Raw genomic sequence first — 18,118 nt, 5'->3', positions numbered from 1 at the left:
TCTATGTGAGTATTTATGGGGCGCAGCAGGTGTCCGGCTACGGCCCGACAGCAGGCGCAGGGGTTAGAGGCTATCCAGTCCGATATCCAGCGCACGCACACTGTGCGTCAGCGCGCCGATGGCGATGTAATTGACGCCGGTTGCAGCAATGCTGGCAGCACTGGCTTCCGACACGCCGCCTGAGGCTTCGGTGACGGCGCGTCCGCGTGCCAGGGCAACCGCCTGGCGCAGCGTATCGGTATCCATGTTGTCGAGCAGCACCACGGCGACGTCCAGGTCCAGTGCTTCGCGCAGTTGCGCCAGGGTATCGACCTCGACTTCCAGTGCGGTCAGGTGGCCGGCATGGGCGCGTGCGCGTTCGACGGCGGCTTGCAAGCTGCCGCAGATGGCAATGTGGTTGTCCTTGATGAGGACGGCATCATCCAGGCCGTAGCGATGGTTGCTGCCGCCGCCGACGCGCACCGCGTATTTCTGCAGGCTGCGCAGTCCGGGCAAGGTTTTGCGAGTGCAATTCACACGCGTGCCGTAGGGGCGTACGGTATCGGCGATGCGCGCCGTGGCGCTGGCGATGCCGCTCAAGTGGCTCAGGTAGTTCAGCGCTGTGCGTTCCGCACCGAGCAGGGCGCGGGCCGGGCCGTGTATGAGCGCGATGGTGTCGCCGGGCGCCAGGTGCGTGCCGTCGGCCATGGCGGGCTCGAAGTGGATGCGGCCGTCCATGAGTTCGAACGCCAGGCGGGCCGCATCCAGGCCGGCCAGCACGCCGGATTCGCGTGCGCGCAGGGCCAGCCGGGCTTCGGTGTCGGCCGGGATGATGGCATCGCTGGTGATATCGCCGCGCCGGCCCAGGTCTTCCAGCAAGGCGGCGCGCACCTGCGGTTCCAGGATGAGCCGTGGCAGGGGGGGCGCAGGCCAGGCGTCGGCCGCCGCAGCGGCATTGGGGGTGGAGGCGATAGATTTGCTCTCCATGAGCATTATCCTTGCGAAAAAAGTTGTGGAACGCAGAATGCACAGCCAGGGCATAGGCCATCCAGGCCGCCACACGCAGGCATGGCCCCGGCGTTGTTGCGACGCTGTGGGTAGCGTTGCTGCGGCGAGGCATGACGCGGTGCCAAGACCGGCCCAGGGGGGCGGACGGATCGTTGTCAGACTGTTATTCTGCTCGTGAGCATAAGTTTTATTCTTTAATTGAGCATAAGTAAAGTCCGGGTTTCCCCGGGGCGTGTGCCATGTGGCTAGGGAGAGACAGCCCCGGAGCGGGCGGCCTTGAGCTGGGCTGCCAGGTAGGCACGCAAGGAGGCAGGCTTCACTGGTTTGGTCAGAACATGGTAGCCCCGCGTCCGGGCCAGCTGCTTGAGCGTATCGCTGCCGTCGGCAGTCAGCAGCGCGCCCCGTACGCCCGGCCGCAATGCGCGCAGTGCGTCCAGGGTGTCGAGCCCGTCCAGGCGGTCGTGCAAGTGATAGTCCACCAGCAGCACGTCGGGAGCATGGGCCATGGCGGCCAGCGCTTCGTCTACCGTGGTGGCGCAGTCTATGTCTATCTGCCAGCGCTGCAGCAGGGCGCGCATGCCTTCGAGGATATCGGGGTCGTTATCCACGCACAGCACTTTCAGGCCGGCGACATTGCTGGCATCCGGCGCCTGTCCTGCGGGCCTGGCCAGGTGGGCGGCATCGGGCGCCGGCGCCGCGACACGCGGCACGGCAATGGAAAACATGCTGCCGCGCCCGACGATGGAGCGCGCGTCCAGCGCATGGCCCAGCAGCAGGGAAATGCGCTGGCAGATGGAAAGCCCCAGGCCCAGGCCACGGCCGTCCCAGTCGAAGGGCTGTTCGTAGCGGTGGAATTCTTCGTAGATCTGGCGCAGATGGTGCGAGGGAATGCCGGGGCCGGTATCCCAGACCTGGAACACGATGCTGTCGCCGCGCTGGCGGGCGGTGAGCAGGATGCGGCCCTGGCGGGTATAGCGCAAGGCGTTGGCGAGGAAATTCTGCAGCACGCGCCGCAACAGGCGCTGGTCGCTGCGCACATAATGCGAGCGCGCGTGCAGCCGGAGTTCCAGCCCCCGGCCCTGGGCCATCGGCGCATACTGTTCGACCAGTTGGCGCATCAGGATGCCGGCGTCGAATACCGTGACATCCGGCCGCAGGGCGCCGGCATCCAGGCGCGATACATCCAGCAGGCCGTCAAGCAATTCCTCGGCGGCACGCAGCGAGGTATCGACGCGCTCGGCGAGGTGCTTTTGTTCGGCTGCCTGGTCAGAGGCCCGTAGCGCCGACGCGAACAGCCGTGCGGCATTGATGGGTTGCAGCACGTCATGGCTGACGGCGGTGAGGAAGCGGGTGCGAGACTCCTGGGCCTGTTCAGCCTCGCGGGTGCGTTCGGCCACCCGCTGCTCCAGGTTCTCATTCATTTCGCGCAGCTCGCCTTCCACATGCTTGTAGGCGCTGATGTCGCTGTAGGTGGTGACGTAGCCGCCAGCGGGCAGGGGGCGGCCGCGCAGTTCCAGCACTTGCCCGGTTTCCAGCACGCGCTGGAAGATATGCGGTGAACCGGCACGCATGAACGCAATGCGCTTGTCGATTTCCTGTTCGATATCCAGGCGCGAGGCCGGGCCGAGCTTGCCGTTCTCCACATTGAAGCGAATCAGGTCGGCCACAGGACGGCCGACGTACAGCATGTCCGCCGGATAGCCGAACAGCTGGAGATAGCGCTTGTTCCAGGCCACCAGGCGCATTTCCGCATCTACCACGCTCACGCCCTGGTCAATGTTTTCCAGGGTGGCCAGCAGGATCTCGCGGTTGAACCGCAGCGCCGGCCCGGCTTCGTCGAGGATTGCGACGATGGCCGTGATCTCCATGCCCGAGCCTTCCAGCGCCGTGGTCATCAGCAGGCGTGCGGAGGCCGCGCCGACGGCGGCTGCCAACAGCAGTTCGGTGGTGTGTATCCATGCCGCGTCGGCGGGCAATCCGGGCGCCAGCGTCAGGCCGCGTTGGCGCGCCTGTTCCTCGAAGGCCTTCTGGGCGGCAGGTTCGCCGATGATGCGGCCGGCCAGGACCTGCAGGTCGGTGACTTGCAGGTTGCCGCGCCATTGGCTGGGCGCCTGGGCGCGGTGCTCCGCATAGGGGTTGAGGAAAGGCTCGGCGCGCAGGCGTTCGGCCAGGCCCGGCGGCCAGCGCATGGATACCAGCAGCATGGTCAGGCCATTGAGCAGCAGGGACCAGAAGGTGCCGTGGGTCAGCGGGTCCCAGCCGGTGCTGCCGAACAGGTGCTGCGGGCGCAGCCAGAGCAGGCCGAACAGGCCGTCGCGCATCCAGGCCGGGTCCAGCCAGCCGCTTTCGGTCAGGCTGGGCAGCAGCAGCGTATAGGTCCAGATGCCAAAGCCCACCAGCAGCCCGGCTTCCACGCCCCGGCGGCTGGTGCCGCTCCAGTAAAGCCCGCCCACCAGGCCGGGACCGAACTGGGCCACGGCGGCAAAGGCCATCAGGCCGAAGGAGGCCAGCGCGGTATCGCTGCCGCTGGCCCGGTAGTAGCCATAGGCCAGCGAGGCCATGAAAAAGATGCCGACGCGCCGCACCCACAGTACCGTACCGGCAACGTTGCGTTCCAGCGATCCGGCACGGCGGCGGCGCAGCAGGATGGGCATGATCAGGTCATTGCTGATCATGGTCGACAGCGCGACGCTGGCCACGATGACCATGCCCGTGGCGGCAGAAAAACCGCCGATGTATGCCACCAGTGCCAGTGCGGCATTGTTCTGCGCCAGCGGCAGCGCAAGCACGAAGCTGTCGGGCGCGGCCGTATCGCTGAAGCCGAAGAGCGCAGCGCCGGCGCTGGCAATCGGCAGCACCATCAGGCAGACGATGACCAGATAGCCGCCGAACCACCAGCGCGCGCGCCGGATGTCGGCCACATCGCCGCATTCGACGATGGCGACGTGGAACTGGCGCGGCAGGCAGATCATGGCTGCGAAAGCCAGCAAGGTCTGGCCCACGAAGCCGATGGGCGGGCGGTCCAGCAGGGTCTGGGTGGCCTGGACCAGGCTGGTGCCGCTGCCGGAAAACCAGAGAATGGAAAAGACGCCGATGGTGATCAGCGCGATGAGTTTGACCAGTGATTCGAAGGCTACGGCCAGGATCAGGCCGGGGCGGTGCTCGGTCGCATCGACCTTGCGCGTGCCGAACATCACGGAGAACACCGCCATCAGGATGGCGACATACAGTGCCGGATCACCCAGCAGGCTGGCGTCGCGGGTGGGCCCGGTCAGGACATCCAGGCTCAGCGCCACCGCTTTGTACTGCAGGGCCTGATAGGGCACGGCCGCCAGCAGGGCAATGATCGCCACCAGCGCAGCCAGGCGTTGCGAACGGCCGTAGCGGCTGGCAATGAAGTCGGAAATGGATACCGTGTTCTGCGAGCGCGCAATGAGCGCCAGGCGTTCCATGATGCGCCAGCCGAACAGCATCATCAGGAATGGCCCGAGATAGATGGGCAGATAGCCTATCCCGTAGCGCACGGCTGAACCGACCGCGCCATAGAAGGTCCAGGACGAGCAATAGACTGCCAGCGCCAGGCTGTAGACCGCCGGCCGCAGCCAGGGCCGCTGCGGATAGAGCGGATAGCGGTCGCCAGCCCAGGCGACCGCGAACAGCAGCGCGGCATAGCCTAGCGAGACCAGCAAAACCCAGGCTGGCAGCATTGTCGTGTCATCCTTTCCGGCCAGGGGCCGATGCCTGCGTGGCGTGCTTCAGGGCATGGCCGGGCGCAACAGTGTGTCAGGCCCTGCCGGTCTGGCTGCGTTCCGGAAACAGCACGTCGGTATAGCCGAACAGGCCGAAATCCTGGATGCGTGACGGGTACAAGCGGCCGATCAGGTGGTCGTATTCGTGTTGCACGACACGCGCATGGAAGCCTTCCGCGGTACGGCTGATTTCCTCGCCTTCAGGGGTATAGCCGGTGTAACGAATGGCACGGTAGCGCGGCACCACGCCACGCAGGCCCGGGATGGACAGGCAGCCTTCCCAGCCGTCCTCGGTTTCTTCCGTCAGCGGTTCGATGATGGGGTTGCACAGCGCCGTGCGCGGCACGGCCGGGGCATCCGGATAACGTTCGCTGTGCTCGAAGCCGAAGACCATCAGCTGCAGGCTGACGCCGATCTGCGGCGCAGCCAGCCCGACGCCATCCGCGCTGTCCATGGTTTCGAACATATCGGCCACCAGCGCCAGCAGTTCCGGCGTGGAAAAGTGTTCGATGGGTTCCGCAATCTGCAGCAGCAGCGGGTCTCCCATCTTCAGAATCTCGCGAATCATCGTCGTTCTCCTGATCCGTTGGCCAGGCCATGGTGCCAAGCACCGGGTTCTGGCAGATATTTCATTCTGACATGCCTGGCGGGCCTAGGGCCAGACATCCCGGCGGATTTTCCGCGCCTCGTTGTCCGCGCGGACTGTGCAGGGCATTCCGGGGGGCAGGCTCTATTGTAGGGAAAGGGTCGGGGGGCGGGGAGGGTCATGATTTAGAAATAAATATCTATATCAATCGTCTTTTTGTCTAAACTTCGAGTCTGTACGTCGCTGACGCGGTCAGCTGTGGCGTTTTCTGGCATATGTGCCATCTCGACGGACCGGATTGATCCATGAACATCAACATCAAACATTTGCTGGGAGCTTGCCTGCTGGCTTGGGCGGGAACGACGGCACAGGCCGCAACGGACGACTGGAAGACCCAGTACGACGAAGCCATCAAACAATATCAGGCGCAGGATCTCGCGGGCGCGGAAAAAGCCGCGCGCGCATCGCTGAAGATCGCCGAGTCGGGCAAGGGCAATACCAAGCCCTATATGGCGAGCAGCCTGAATCTGCTGGCCATGATCCATGGCGAGCGTGGCGAGTACGACAAGGCGATCGAATTGCAGAAGCGTTCGCTGGAGTTGAGTGAACAGTCGCTGGGCAAGCACACCAATACGGCTTCGCTGGCCTATAACCTGGGCAATACGCTAGACGGCCAAGGCCGTGGCGAAGAGGCGCTGACTTACTACAAGCGCGGCCTGGATATCGTGTCCGGCTTGCCGGCGGATGCACAGAACAATACGCTCAAGGCGAATCTGAATGCCGCACTGGGCCGTGTGTATGCGGCGCAAGGCAACCAGGCCGAGGCCGAGCGCTATACCAGCGCCCTGCTGGCATCCTCGGCGGAACTGCCGCCGCTGGTACGCGCCGACGGGCTGACGCGCCAGGCGCGGGTGCAGGAATCCCGCGGGGACGTGGCGGCGGCGCGTGCGGCACTGGAAGAAGCCTTGCAATTGCGGCGCCAGGCCTTGGGCGACAACGATATCGTGGTAGCGCAAAGCCAGGGCGAACTGGCCGCATTGCTGAATCGCCAGGGGCTCAATGATGAAGCCGAACCGTTGCACCGCGCCGCGCTGGCGCTGCGCGAACGCCTCAACCCGGAAGACCCGGGCATCGCCGGGCATTTGAATGAACTGGCGATCTGGCACATGAGCCGCAAGGAATATGCCGAAGCGGAACCTCTGTTGGCGCGCGCGCTGGCGCTGGTGCAGCGCGGGCAGGGGGCGGACAGCCTGGCTGCTGCGCACTTGCTGTCGAGCCAGGCACGCCTGCGCGAAGAGCAGAACGATGAAGCCGGCGCCAGCGCCCTGTACCAGCAGGCGCTTGACGCCTATGCTACCCATGGCAATGAGGCGGACGCCCTGCTGGGCCAGGCGCAGATTCTGAACAATATGGCCGGGCCGATCTACCGCAAGCGCCGCTTTGCCGAAGCCGAGAAACTGTTCCTGCAATCGCTGGCGCTTTCCGAACAGGTCTTGGGCACGGAAGATGCCCGCCTGCTGCCGGTATTGGAAAACCTGCATGCCTTGTGCGTCAGCCAGGGCCGCAGTGCGGATGCCGCCGGCTATGCCCAGCGCATCGAAGCGCTCAAGTCCGCTTCAGGCAGCGCAGGCTGAGTAACGTACGAGTGCGAGAGCCTGCCATGACGCTATGGCGACGAAAAGATACGGATTTCTTCGCGGGTGGCAGCGCCAGCGCGCGGTCCGCTTTCCAGGCCCAGCGCCTGCGGCAGGCAACGGAACTGGCCAGCGTGGCCAGGATGGCCCGTGCCGTGGTCGGTGCAGTGACGGCACTGCCATATCCGAACAGGGACTCAGGCGGCGAGCCAGGGCGGATCGCGCAGCGCGTCCGCGAGGAAATCCCGCAATAGTTGAACTTTGAGCGGTAGCAGCGTGCGGGTCGGGTAGACGGCATGTACGTTGATAGTGCCGGCTTGCCATTGCGGCATCAGTTCCACCAGATCGCCGCGTTGCAGCGCGCCATGGCTGAGGAAATCCGGTTGCAGGATCACGCCCTGGCCGGCCAGCGCCAGCGCCAGGCAGGTGGCGCCACTGTTGGCATGGGCGCGCGGCTGCACTCGCAGGCCGGCGCGTCGGCCGTCCTCATGCAAGAAACGCCATTCATCGCCATGTGATGAGTAGCTGTAGCCAATAATGGCGTGCTGGGCCAGGGCTTGCGGCTCTTCTGGCACACCGTGCCGTTCCAGGTAGGCGGGCGCGGCGCACAGCACCATGCGCGTCCGGGCCAGGGGGCGGGCAACCAGTCCGGACGAGGTGAGATTGCCGATGCGCACCACCAGGTCGTAGCCTTCCTCGATCAGGTCGACGACGCGGTCCGACAGCACGATATCCAGCTCAACCTGCGGGTTGAGCGCCATGAAGCGGGCCCACAGCGGCGCCAGGTGAAGGATGCCGAAGTCATGCGGCGCACCGATGCGCAGCCGGCCATGGGCCTGTGCCGCGCGTGTACCGGCCTCGTCTTCTGCCTCGCGCACTGCCGCCAGCACTTCCTTGCAGCGCAGGTAGTAGAGCCGTCCTTCATCGGTCAGTGACAGGCGGCGCGTCGTACGGTGCAGCAGCCGTACGCCCAGGTATTGTTCCAGGTCAGCCACCTGCCGGGAAACCGCTGGCTTGGAGAGGCCAGTGGCGTCCATGGCGCCGACAAAACTGCCGGCATCCACGACGGCGACGAAGGTATTCATGGCCTGGAGTCTATCCATGGGGGCTCGCGCAGACAGGAAAATGAGGGGATATCTCCGTGGATTTTATGCTGGAAGACGGGGTTATCCCTGATTCTGGCGGTATTTGTGCCACTTTGCGGGTAATTTGCAGGTCCGGCCTGCCCATGCGGGTATCCTGCATGATTTAGAATTTCCATGGCATGCCCGTCCTAGGCGGTTCCCGAACTGGACGCTGGCCATGTATCAGAGGCGTGGCGCTCGGGCGACGGTTGCGTTTCTTGGCACTCATTTCAAACCCAAGTGGAAATCAATGCAGCTTGATAAAGCGGATCTGGGCATTCTTAGGCTTTTGCAGGAAAACGCGAGGTCTTCCTTCGATGTACTGGCAGCGGAAGTCGGGCTATCGTCCTCGGCTGTGCTGCGGCGCGTGAAACGCCTGGAGTCAGAGGGCCTGATCAAGGGCTACCGCGCCGTGATCAACGCGGAGGCAGCCGGTATTGGCCTGATGGCCTATGTCAACGTGCGGCTGGAAAAACAGGTGGGTGCGGCCCAGGTCGGCCCCAAGGAAATGTTCCAGGCATCCGTGCAGTCCTGGCCTGAGGTCGTGGAGTGCGTGTCGCTGACGGGGGAAATGGACTTTCTGCTGCGCGTGGCGGTACGCGACATGAATCATTTTTCGCGCTTCATTTCCGACAAGGTCCTGCACCACGAAAGCGTGCGCGACTGCCGCTCCAGTTTCGTCATGGAGTGGGTCAAGGAAAACAACGGCCTGCCGCTGGAAGAAGCCTGATCTTCCGGGCGCAGGGCCCGGAAGATCAGCAAAAGAAATACCAGCGTATCAAGCCTTGCCGGCATTCCGGAGAGACAGCCCCTTGCGGGGCTGGAGAGGAACAACTCGGGGCAGCAGCGCAAGCGCGCTGCTGCAGGATGCTCAGGCCGTGACCGCAGTTTGCGGTTGGCGTTGCGGGCCCAGCGGGCCGTAGTCGAATTCGGCGGTGGCCGGGCCGAACTTCTTCAGGCCTTCGGGCGCGTCGAAGGGGTCCAGGTGCAGTTCCACGAACACCAGGCGGCCGTCGGTGTGTTCGGCCTGTTGCAATACCTGCTCCAGTTCGGTTTCCGTGCGTGCCGACAGGGTAAGGTATTTGTCCTGGCCTGCGAAAACGCCGGGCAATGCCTGGTAGTCCCAGTTGGCGACATCGTTGTAGGCGTCGCGCATGCCCAGGATGAAGCGTTCGATCGTATAGCCCCGGTTGTTCACCAGGAAAATGATGGGCTTCTGTTCGTAGCGCAGCAGCGTGGACAGTTCCTGTGCCGTCAGTTGGAAGGAACCATCGCCGATGAACAGCAGGTGGCGTCGTTCCGGCGCGGCCATGCAGGTGCCGAGCATGGCAGGCAGGGTGTGGCCGATGGCGCCCCAGATGCTGGCATTGATATAGCTGACCTGTTCAGGCAGCGATTGCGGCATCAGGCCGATGTTCGACGTGCCGGCCTCGGCGACCACCACGTCGCCGGCGCGCACGAAGCGCGCAATGCGTGGCCACAGGCGGGCCTGGCTCAGCGGGGCATCCGTGGCGGGGCTGGGCGCAGCCAGGCGCGGCGCCTGGCCTTCAGGCACGGCAGCTGGCGAATTGGCCAGGGCGGCCTTCAGGGCCTGCAGCAGGTCGCGCGGCTCGACGGCGTAATAGGCCGTTCCTTCGATTTCGACCGAGTGGCCGAACAGGCGGATGGCGCCCTTGCTGGGCAGCTGCGCCGTGAACAGGCCGGAATTGCCCTCGATGAAGCGGGGCGATACATACAGCAGACAATCCGAATTTTCGATCAGTTCGCGCGTGGCGGGGGCCGAGTTGCGGCCGCCGTACAGGCCGCGCGAAAGCGGATGGGTTTCGGGCAGAACCGCCTTGCCGCTACCCAGGGCCGCATAAGGCGTGCCAGTGGCCGTGGCGAAGTCCAGCAGGGCGCCGGCATAGCCGTAGCGGTCCGCATCCATATCTACCAGGATGGCCGGTTGCTGGGCTTCGTTCCAGATCGTCAGGATATGGCGGACCGCCGCTTCCAGGCGCGCCTCGTCATTCTTCGCGCGCGGCTGCAGCGGGGCGGCGGGCGCGTCGATGACGACGTGGGACACATCGGACGGCAATTGCAGATAGACCGGCTTCTTTTCCATCATGCAGGCCGTCAGTACGCGGTCAATTTCGATGACGGCGTTTTCCGGCGTCAGGCGGGCCTGGGCAACCGTGAACTGCTGCAGGCAGATCATCACATCGTCGTAATTGCCTTCGGCCAGCGTGTGATGCAGCGCCAGGTTGCGGCGCATCGCATGTAGCGGCGGCGCGCCGGTGATGCACACCATCGGGATGTGTTCCGTGGCCGCGCCGGCAATGCCACAGATCGCGCTCAGGTCGCCGACGCCGTAGGTCGTCAGTAGCGCAGAGACGCCGCGCAGGCGCGCATACCCATCAGCAGCATAAGCTGCGTTGAGTTCATTGCAGCAGCCGACGAATTCCACGCTGCCGTCATTTTGCAGCTGGTCGAGAAATTGCAGGTTGTAGTCGCCCGGCACACCGAACATATGTTCGATGCCAAGTTCACGTAGGCGGCGAATCAGGAAGTCTCCGACGGTGGTTTGCATGGATAGTCCTTGTTGTTCTGAGTAAAGCCCTGCGCAGGCAGGCGGGCCGTCCAGGCGTCTGTCTCCTGGTATGCGCAGATTATAAGCATCAAAACACGCTGTTGTGCAATAATCGGTCTTATAAATTGGTTGCATTGCGGCATAACTGCGTATTATTGGTTGTGCGTGCAGTAATGGTGTGAATTGAGGGAAGCGTTGCGACAGGGGCGGGGAGGCCCGGCGCAATGCTTGCCGATAGCCGGAAAACCGCCGCCTGCCTGGTGCGTGGCGGTGCTTCAACCGATGTCCGGGCGGCTATTTCACTAGTAACTTATTATCAACAGCGTTATGCTGCGGCGCACACTTTTGTTTGGAACAGTGGCACAGCGCGTCGTAGCGAACCACTATCTGGAGACAGCAGTCATGAAACTACTCAGCAAGGCAGCCGGTGTTTGCGCCGTGACGTTCATTGCGGCCGCGCCGGTTCAGGCGCAGGATGTCACCCTGAAAATTGCGCACTTCCTGCCTTCGAATTCGAATGCACAGGTCAACGTCATCGAACCCTGGTGCGAACAGCTGGGTGCGGAATCGAATGGCCGGATCAAATGCCAGATCTATCCGTCGCTGCAACTGGGCGGCACGGCGGCCACCCTGCCGGACCAGGCACGCAACGGCGTGGCTGATATCGTCTGGATGGGGCCGGGCTTCTCCACCGGCAAGTTCCCGCGTACCGAAGTGCTGGAACTGCCCTTCATCCTGCCCACGGGGAATGAAGCCAGCAACAAGCTGATCTGGCAGTTCTACAACGACCACCTCAAGGACGAGTACAAGGCCTATGAAGTGCTGGCCATGTTCACTGGCGGCGGCATGGACCTGCACATGCGTAACCAGCCGGTGCGCAAGCTGGAAGATATCAAAGGCAAGAAGGTGCGGGCCTCGCATCGCGTTGGCGCCAATATCCTGGAAGCCTGGGGCGCTGCACCAGTGAGCATGCCGCCGGCCCAAATGACGGAAGCCATTTCCAAGGGCGTGGTGGATGGCGCGCTGGCGTCGTGGGAAGTGGTGCCCTCGACCAAGCTGGATGAAGTGACGCAGTACCACAGCGCCATTGCCGAAGGTGATCCTGCCATCAGCCATACGATCCTGGCGATGGTGATGAACAAGCGCAAGTACGACCAGATGCCGGCTGACCTGCGCGAGATCCTCGACCGCAACAGCGGCGACGCGCTGGTGCAGCGTTTCGGTGTGGCCTGGGACAAGTTCACGCGTGATGCCAAGGCGGCATCGGCACCGGGCAGCCTGGTCGACATCGCACCGGAAGACTACGCCGCGCTGCAACAGGCCGCCGCGAGCGTGTCGGACGATTGGGTCAAGGACGCGACGCGCCGCGGTATCAATGCGGCTGAACTGCTGGAAGCGGCCCGGAATCTGAGTACGCCGGCACAGTAAGCAAGGCAGCCGCGCCACTGCTGCCAGTCAATGGCAGTTGCTGGCAGCAACCGGTGAAATGGCACCGGCCCCAGGGGAAATACTCCCTGGGGCCGGTTTTTTTATCGCTGAGGAACCCGTCGCCGTGTGCATGGCGGCAGGTTCCGGCCTATCGTCCGGCCTAGTCCTCGTCGTGTTCCAGGCCTTCTTCGTGCAGGTCGTGGTCACGGTTGCGCTGGATGGTGTGCAGCAGCATGGCGTGCAGGTCTATCTCCATGTCCTCCAGGCGCCTGGCCTTGCGCAGGGGCAGCAGCGCCTTGGCGTCCGCGGCCGCGCTGCCTGCGACCGCACTACGTGCACTGGCGGCCGGTACCCGGGCGGGGATCTCGAAACTGTCTATCAGCTGGTCGGCATCGGGCTCGAACAGATTGCCGTCGCTGTCGCTGACGGCGTAGCTGCGGGCACGCAAGGTGCGGCCCTCGACATCCAGCACCGTATAGCCGTGGCAGACGCGGGAAACCGCGGCCCAGGCTGCAGGCTTGGCAATCAGCGAGTACAGGGACTTGCCGCCGCCGCCCTGCGTGACCTGGATGTAGCCGCCCTCGGCCGGTTTGCCGCGCATGGTCGGATGCGAGCGTTCGTAAAGGTGGTCGTGGCCGGCCAGCACCAGGTCGACCTCATAGCGCAGCAGCATCTTTTCTTCCAGCGCCACGAGCGAGAAATTGGCCGGGCTGCGGCCTTCGGTGTTGGTCCAGAGCGGATAGTGCTGCACCAGCACGATGAAGTCGATCTCGCCATTCTGGCGGCGCTGGTAGGCGTCGGCCAGGTCTTTTTCCATGAAATCGAGTTCTTCCATCAATTCCTTGGTGGTGGACAGGTCGCGCAGCAGCGAACCGCCCGTGCTGAACAGGAAGTGGACACGATGCACGTCCCAGGTGAAGTAAGTGCCTTCGCCGGGCTGGCTGAAACGGGTGCGGTAGCCCTGGCCACGGCCGTCCTTGGCTTCGTGGTTGCCGGGACAGGTCATCATGGGCAGCCTGGCGGTATAGGGTTCCAGCATGTCGAAATAGCGGTCCCAGACTGGCTGGTCGCCATTGGCATAGGAAAGATCGCCCGCGACCAGGAAGAAATCCGGGTTCTGCTGCCGCACGCTGTCCATGACGCGTCGGCTGGAGTCGCGTACCGCCTGGTCGCCAAAGTGGCAGAAGCGGAATTTGTCGCGCGGGAAGGGGGGCAGGGTATGCACCTCGCTCCAGCCGCCGCCGGCTTGAGAAAGATGACCATTGCAAGGCAACTGCCCGCGCGCCGGCCTTGCCGGGGCGATCACCAGCCCTTGGCTTGCATGGCTTCCGCGACGGCCTGGGCCATCACGGCATGGCCTTTGGGCGTGGGGTGGAAACCGTCGGCAAAGGCGTACGCCTGCCACCAACCGGTTGCAGCCCCGGCGGGGGCATGGGCGTCCAGGTAGCTATCCGTGCACTGCGTGATGTCATAGGACGGCAGCGGGGTGGCCGGGCTGGCTTCCGGGCAGATGGCATCCCTGGCGTTGGTGAAGCCGAAGCGGCTGGCGTCCTCCGCCCACATTCCCAGTTGTGCAAAGGCATCGACCACGACGACATGCGGATGGCTGGCGAAGGCGCTGTCGAGCTGGGCGTTGAAGGCCGTCAGCCATCCTTGCAGCAACTGTTGTGCTTGCGCGGCCGCTTCCGGCCCGGCGGCGAGCGTCAGGAGCTGCAGCAAGGGCTGGAAGCGAGGGGTGCGGGTAACGTCCGGAATATTCAGGACCGCAATGCGCTGGGCACCGGCATCCAGCAATTGTTCCTGGATAGCGGCGGCGAAGCGTTCGGCCAGCGCCTGCATGTAGGCCTGCGCGGCAGCTTCTGCACCATGTTCGCCGGATTGCAGCAGTGCCCAGGTTGCGGTTTCGCCCAGCACGTTCTGCAGGAAGGCAGCATAGGACGCGACATCAGGGGTTTGCTGCGTGGCGGCTGACAACAACAGCGCGATATAGGCTTCGATCAGGTCGGCAGCGTCATTGCCGCCGCCGTCCAGCAGCAGCAGGTCCTGCGCGCCGAAGCCTGCCGCGCCTGCCGCCTGCCGGGCATGCTGCATCTGCAACAGGATGCTGGTGGGTTGCGCGGCATCCGGAGCCTGTATGCGTCCGCCCGCGACAGCGTAGTTGGTGCAGCCGGCACGCTGGTTGAAGCTGCTGGCGGAACTTGCCAGATAGTAGCTGCAGGGTTCAGGGGCTTCGGTAGCGCGCGTCAGCAGGTCGGTCCAGAGCGGGTAGGGGACGCCGCTGGTGGATTGCACCGTATGGCGGATGCCGAAGGTGCCGATATCGGACAGGCTGTCGCCGATTACCGTGACGGATGATGTCGCAACCGGTGCTGGCTGTTCGTCGCTATTGCTGCTGCCGCCACAGGCGCCAAGCAGGACCGAGCAAATGGCCGTCAGCGCCAGTGTATGGATGGAATGCAGGGATTCTGTACGGGAGGTCATACGAGGCTTCCTTTGTCTTCTTCTGGTTGGAAACGGCCACGCAGGAAACACCGGAATGCCGCCAGGCGAGCATCCAGGGCTGAAGCTTTATCTGTCCTGACGTATCCAAGGCAAAGGTGATTGAACGCCGAATACCGGCAGGCGGGAATCACTGGAAAGGGGGATTCTCGGTCGCATGGCCGGCGCCGGCATCAGGGGGTGTCGATCAGCTCGGCGGAAGACTCACGCAGGCATTCCATGAAAAGCTGGGCGGCCGGCGTCAGCGTGTCTTCGCGCCAATAGAGCACGGCTTGGCCCAGCGGCGCGAGCGGCGGCAGCGGCAGCATGCGCATGTTGCCGCGCTGCACATGGCGGCGTGCCAGCGACAGCGGCAGGATGGAGACGAAATCGCCACCGCGCAGCAGCGTCAGGTTCAGCGCCAGCGAACTGGATTCGATCGCAGGGTGCTGCAATGTCACGCCCTGTTCGGCCAGGATTTCCACCATGGTGGCAAAGGCGGGCGAGCCTTTCATGGGCGTGATCCAGCGGACGTTGTCCAGGTTGCGCCAGGACACGGGCGTATCTGGTTCACCCAGCGGGTGACGGGTGCCCACGACAAAGACGAAGGGTTCATGGTGCAGGACTTCGCTGCGCACGACCGGCAGACGGTCCGTGACCCGGTTGCGCCCCAGCGCCAGGTCGAGATTGGCTTCGTCCATCATTTTCAGGAGCCGGTCCAGTGTCGCCTCGACAAAGGAGAAGGAGGCCGTGGGCGCGCGCCGGGTGAAAAGTTCAACCGCATGGGCGATCAGTGGCTGGGGGATGGTGACGACAGAACCAAAGCGTACGTGCCCGGCCGTGCCGGCCGTCAGTGCGCTGACGTCGCGGCGCGCCAGTTCCAGTTGCCGCAGGATCTCGCGGCCGTGCTCCACCAGCACCCGGCCAATGCCAGTCAGTTCGATGGCGTTGCCCGAGCGTTGCAGGATGGGCGCGCCCAGGGCAGTTTCCATCTCTGCTATCTGCTTGGAAATGGCGGGTTGTGTGACATGGAAAGCCGATGCGACGCGCGTGACCTGCCCGAGCTCGCTCAGGGCCACCAGGATGCGCAGGTGGCCGAGCTTCAGGCCGCTGCGGAAGAAGCGTTCCATGGAATCGCTGCTTGCTGGCATGGGATGTCTCCTGTGTTTTCGCTGTTTTTTTTCGGGATGCCAGGTCAATCATAACCATATGGTTATTCCTGTTGCTTGAAACGTGATTTGCCGCAGCCCGGGTGCGACTTTACTCTTCCCATCGGCAGCACCGTATTGGCGCCAGGTTTCATGCCTGTTCAGGGACCGGATGGGCTTCTTTCCAGGAAAGGCCTGCAGCACGGCACATAACCGGATGCCGAGATGTGACTGCCAGATAACTAGACGTGCCGGACGGCACGCGTTTTGGAGACATACGCATGAGCACCTCTATTGGCCGTGGCGGGCAGCCGCATGGCGGTTCCGCCGTTCCTGTGTCGCAGGCGCAGCGGGACGCGTTGTACCGCAAGCTGACCTGGCACATCATTCCCTTCCTGTTCCTGGCGTTCATCGTGGCCTACATAGACCGCGTCAACGTGAGTTTTGCCAAGCTGGAAATGCTGGCAGACCTGTCCATGTCCGAAACCATCTACGGGCTGGGCGCGGGCATGTTTTTCATCGGCTACTTCATTTTCGAAGTGCCCAGCAACCTGATCCTGCACCGGGTCGGCGCACGGGTCTGGATCGCCCGCATCATGGTGACCTGGTCGGTCATTTCCTGCCTGACCCTGTTCACACAGGGCCCCGTTTCCTTTTATGTGTTGCGCTTTCTGCTGGGCGTGGCCGAAGCCGGCTTCTTTCCCGGCATCGTCCTGTACCTGGCCACCTGGTTTCCGTCCAGCCGCCGTTCGCAGATCATTGCGCTGTTCATGGTGGCCATCCCGGTGTCGGGCGCCATTGGCGGCCCGGTTTCGGGTTGGATCATGCAGCAGTTCGGCGGCCTGCACGGCATGGCCGGCTGGCAGTGGCTGTTCCTGATCGAAGGCCTGGCTTCCCTGGTGGTGGGCATCGCGGCGTTCTTCATCCTGCAGGACAGCATCGCGAATGTGAAATGGCTCAGTGCGGAAGAAAAGCGCCTGCTCAAGGAAGACCTGGCAGCCGATGACAGCACCCGTGCGCATCACAGCGTGCGCCAGGTGTTCCGCAACAGCAAGGTCTGGCTGCTTGGGCTGCTTTATTTCTGCATCGCCATGGGCAACTACGGGCTGGTGTTCTGGGTGCCCACCGTCATCCAGTCGGCAGGGGTCGCGAATATCGGCAACATCGGCCTGCTGTCTGCGGTGCCGTCGGTCATCAGCGCCGTCGCCATGGTGCTGATCGCGCGGCACGCCGATCGCAGCAACGACCGCCGCATTCACGTCGCCATTTGTTGCGTGCTGGGCGCGGCGGGCATGCTCTCCTCGGTGCTGCTGGTAGATCACCTTTGGTTGTCGATGGCGGCCCTGGTCGTGGCCGCCATCGGGATCAACTCCATCGCGCCGGTGTTCTGGGGTATTCCCACGGCCATGATGGGGGGCGCAGGGGCGGCCGCAGCCATTGCCCTGATCAATTCCACCGGCAACCTCGCAGGGTTTGTCAGCCCCTATGTGATCGGTTTCATCAAGGACAGGACAGGCCAGTTGCTGCCGGGCATGATCGTGCTTGCATGTGCCTTGGTTGCAGGCGCCGTCATTGCGCTGTCGCTCAGAAAACAACGGAGTAAAAAATGAGCTTTCCTGTTTGCCTCGTGACCGGCGCGGCCACGGGTATCGGTGCCGCCACGGCGCTGCGCTTTGCCCGCGAAGGCTGGGCGGTTGCCATCAATAACTTTGATGACAGCACTCGCCCGGCTGCCCAGGCCGTCGCGCAGCAGTGCCGGGAACTGGGCGTGCCGGTCCTGGTCGTGGATGCCGATATCGGCGACGACGCGGATTGCCGGCGTCTGGTGGCAGCCGTGGACGATGCCTGGCACCGGCTGGATGCCCTGGTCAATAACGCGGGCACGACCAAAGTCGTGCCGCATGACGACCTGGAAGGGCTGGACGCTGCCGAGTTCGAGCGGGTCTATCGCGTCAACCTGATCGGCATGTTCCAGATGACGCGCGCCGCTGCGCCGCTGTTGCGGCGTAGCGGCGGCGATGGCAGCAATGGTCATACGGCGGCTGTCATCAATATTTCCTCTCTGGCGTCGCTCAACGGCACGGGCTCGTCCATCGCCTATGCGGCGTCCAAGGGGGCGGTCAATGCGCTCACGCTGTCGCTGGCGCGCACGCTGGCGCCGCAGGTGCGGGTGAATGCGCTGGCCCCCGGCATGGTGGATGACGGCCTGTTGCGCCGCGTGCTGGGTGAAGACGCCTATGCCGGCATCGTGCAGGGCATGCGGGCGAACTCCCCGCTGGGGCGGGTTTCCCAGCCAGATGAAATCGCCGAGCTGGCCTGGTTCATCGCTGCCCGCACGCCCGCCATGACCGGGCAGGTGCTGGCGATCGAAAACGGGCTGCTGCTCAACACCTGAAGCGTATTTTCAGAAAAGGA

Annotated in this window: 13 protein-coding genes; 5 read left to right on the top strand and 8 right to left on the bottom strand. The window is 63.9% G+C overall.

The window, feature by feature from the left end; genetic code table 11:
- Positions 1 to 63: 63 nt before the first annotated feature.
- The 3 genes from nadC to def all read right to left on the bottom strand — a co-directional run bounded on the left by nadC (position 64) and on the right by def (position 5,304).
- A complete protein-coding gene (gene nadC, locus EV679_RS14300) occupies positions 64 to 966 on the bottom strand; it encodes a carboxylating nicotinate-nucleotide diphosphorylase (protein WP_068371237.1) in 903 nt (300 codons plus the stop codon).
- 266 nt (positions 967 to 1,232) lie between these two features.
- Entirely contained in the window at positions 1,233 to 4,694 is a 3,462-nt protein-coding gene (locus tag EV679_RS14295; protein WP_068371234.1) for a hybrid sensor histidine kinase/response regulator, read from the bottom strand.
- Positions 4,695 to 4,770: 76 nt separating this feature from the next.
- Positions 4,771 to 5,304, bottom strand: coding sequence for a peptide deformylase (gene def / locus EV679_RS14290; protein ID WP_068371231.1), 534 nt, complete (start codon positions 5,302 to 5,304; stop codon positions 4,771 to 4,773).
- A gap of 323 nt (positions 5,305 to 5,627) precedes the next feature.
- Here def and EV679_RS14285 point away from each other — a divergent pair, with 323 nt between their 5' ends.
- Entirely contained in the window at positions 5,628 to 6,956 is a 1,329-nt protein-coding gene (locus EV679_RS14285; RefSeq protein ID WP_130487575.1) for a tetratricopeptide repeat protein, read from the top strand.
- 197 nt (positions 6,957 to 7,153) lie between these two features.
- On the opposite strand, the gene EV679_RS14280 is transcribed toward EV679_RS14285, so the two are convergent.
- Positions 7,154 to 8,041, bottom strand: coding sequence for a LysR family transcriptional regulator (locus EV679_RS14280; protein ID WP_341272969.1), 888 nt, complete (start codon positions 8,039 to 8,041; stop codon positions 7,154 to 7,156).
- A 289-nt stretch (positions 8,042 to 8,330) separates the two neighbouring features.
- On the opposite strand from EV679_RS14280, the gene EV679_RS14275 reads away from it, so the two are divergent.
- The gene (locus tag EV679_RS14275; protein WP_068371217.1) at positions 8,331 to 8,810 is read left to right on the top strand and encodes an Lrp/AsnC family transcriptional regulator; all 480 of its coding nucleotides are present in this window, start codon (positions 8,331 to 8,333) and stop codon (positions 8,808 to 8,810) included.
- A 141-nt stretch (positions 8,811 to 8,951) separates the two neighbouring features.
- Here EV679_RS14275 and EV679_RS14270 read toward each other — a convergent pair whose 3' ends face one another.
- Positions 8,952 to 10,649 (bottom strand): alpha-keto acid decarboxylase family protein, encoded by a 1,698-nt coding sequence (locus tag EV679_RS14270; RefSeq protein WP_130487574.1) that lies wholly within the window; start codon positions 10,647 to 10,649, stop codon positions 8,952 to 8,954.
- 402 nt (positions 10,650 to 11,051) lie between these two features.
- On the opposite strand from EV679_RS14270, the gene EV679_RS14265 reads away from it, so the two are divergent.
- On the top strand, positions 11,052 to 12,077 hold the full coding sequence (locus EV679_RS14265) for a TRAP transporter substrate-binding protein (RefSeq protein ID WP_068371212.1): 1,026 nt from the start codon (positions 11,052 to 11,054) through the stop codon (positions 12,075 to 12,077).
- A 160-nt stretch (positions 12,078 to 12,237) separates the two neighbouring features.
- Here the strand turns inward: EV679_RS14265 and EV679_RS14260 are convergent, their stop codons facing one another.
- The 3 genes from EV679_RS14260 to EV679_RS14250 all read right to left on the bottom strand — a co-directional run bounded on the left by EV679_RS14260 (position 12,238) and on the right by EV679_RS14250 (position 15,706).
- On the bottom strand, positions 12,238 to 13,302 hold the full coding sequence (locus EV679_RS14260) for a metallophosphoesterase (RefSeq protein WP_207224941.1): 1,065 nt from the start codon (positions 13,300 to 13,302) through the stop codon (positions 12,238 to 12,240).
- A 77-nt stretch (positions 13,303 to 13,379) separates the two neighbouring features.
- Complete coding sequence (locus EV679_RS14255; RefSeq protein ID WP_130487573.1) at positions 13,380 to 14,558, bottom strand: SGNH/GDSL hydrolase family protein; 1,179 nt, start codon at positions 14,556 to 14,558, stop codon at positions 13,380 to 13,382.
- Positions 14,559 to 14,749: 191 nt separating this feature from the next.
- Positions 14,750 to 15,706, bottom strand: coding sequence for a LysR family transcriptional regulator (locus EV679_RS14250; RefSeq protein ID WP_130487572.1), 957 nt, complete (start codon positions 15,704 to 15,706; stop codon positions 14,750 to 14,752).
- A gap of 278 nt (positions 15,707 to 15,984) precedes the next feature.
- Here EV679_RS14250 and EV679_RS14245 point away from each other — a divergent pair, with 278 nt between their 5' ends.
- Positions 15,985 to 17,313 (top strand): MFS transporter, encoded by a 1,329-nt coding sequence (locus tag EV679_RS14245; RefSeq protein WP_130487571.1) that lies wholly within the window; start codon positions 15,985 to 15,987, stop codon positions 17,311 to 17,313.
- Positions 17,310 to 18,098: an SDR family NAD(P)-dependent oxidoreductase gene (locus tag EV679_RS14240; RefSeq protein ID WP_130487570.1), complete on the top strand. Its 789-nt coding sequence runs from the start codon at positions 17,310 to 17,312 to the stop codon at positions 18,096 to 18,098. Before EV679_RS14245 ends, EV679_RS14240 begins: the two co-directional genes overlap by 4 nt.
- Positions 18,099 to 18,118: the final 20 nt, after the last annotated feature.

The sequence above is a fragment of the Kerstersia gyiorum genome (assembly GCF_004216755.1).
Lineage (GTDB): Bacteria > Pseudomonadota > Gammaproteobacteria > Burkholderiales > Burkholderiaceae_B > Kerstersia > Kerstersia gyiorum.
Note: the sequence above shows the minus strand (reverse complement) of the source record. Positions and strands in the feature narration are given on the sequence as shown.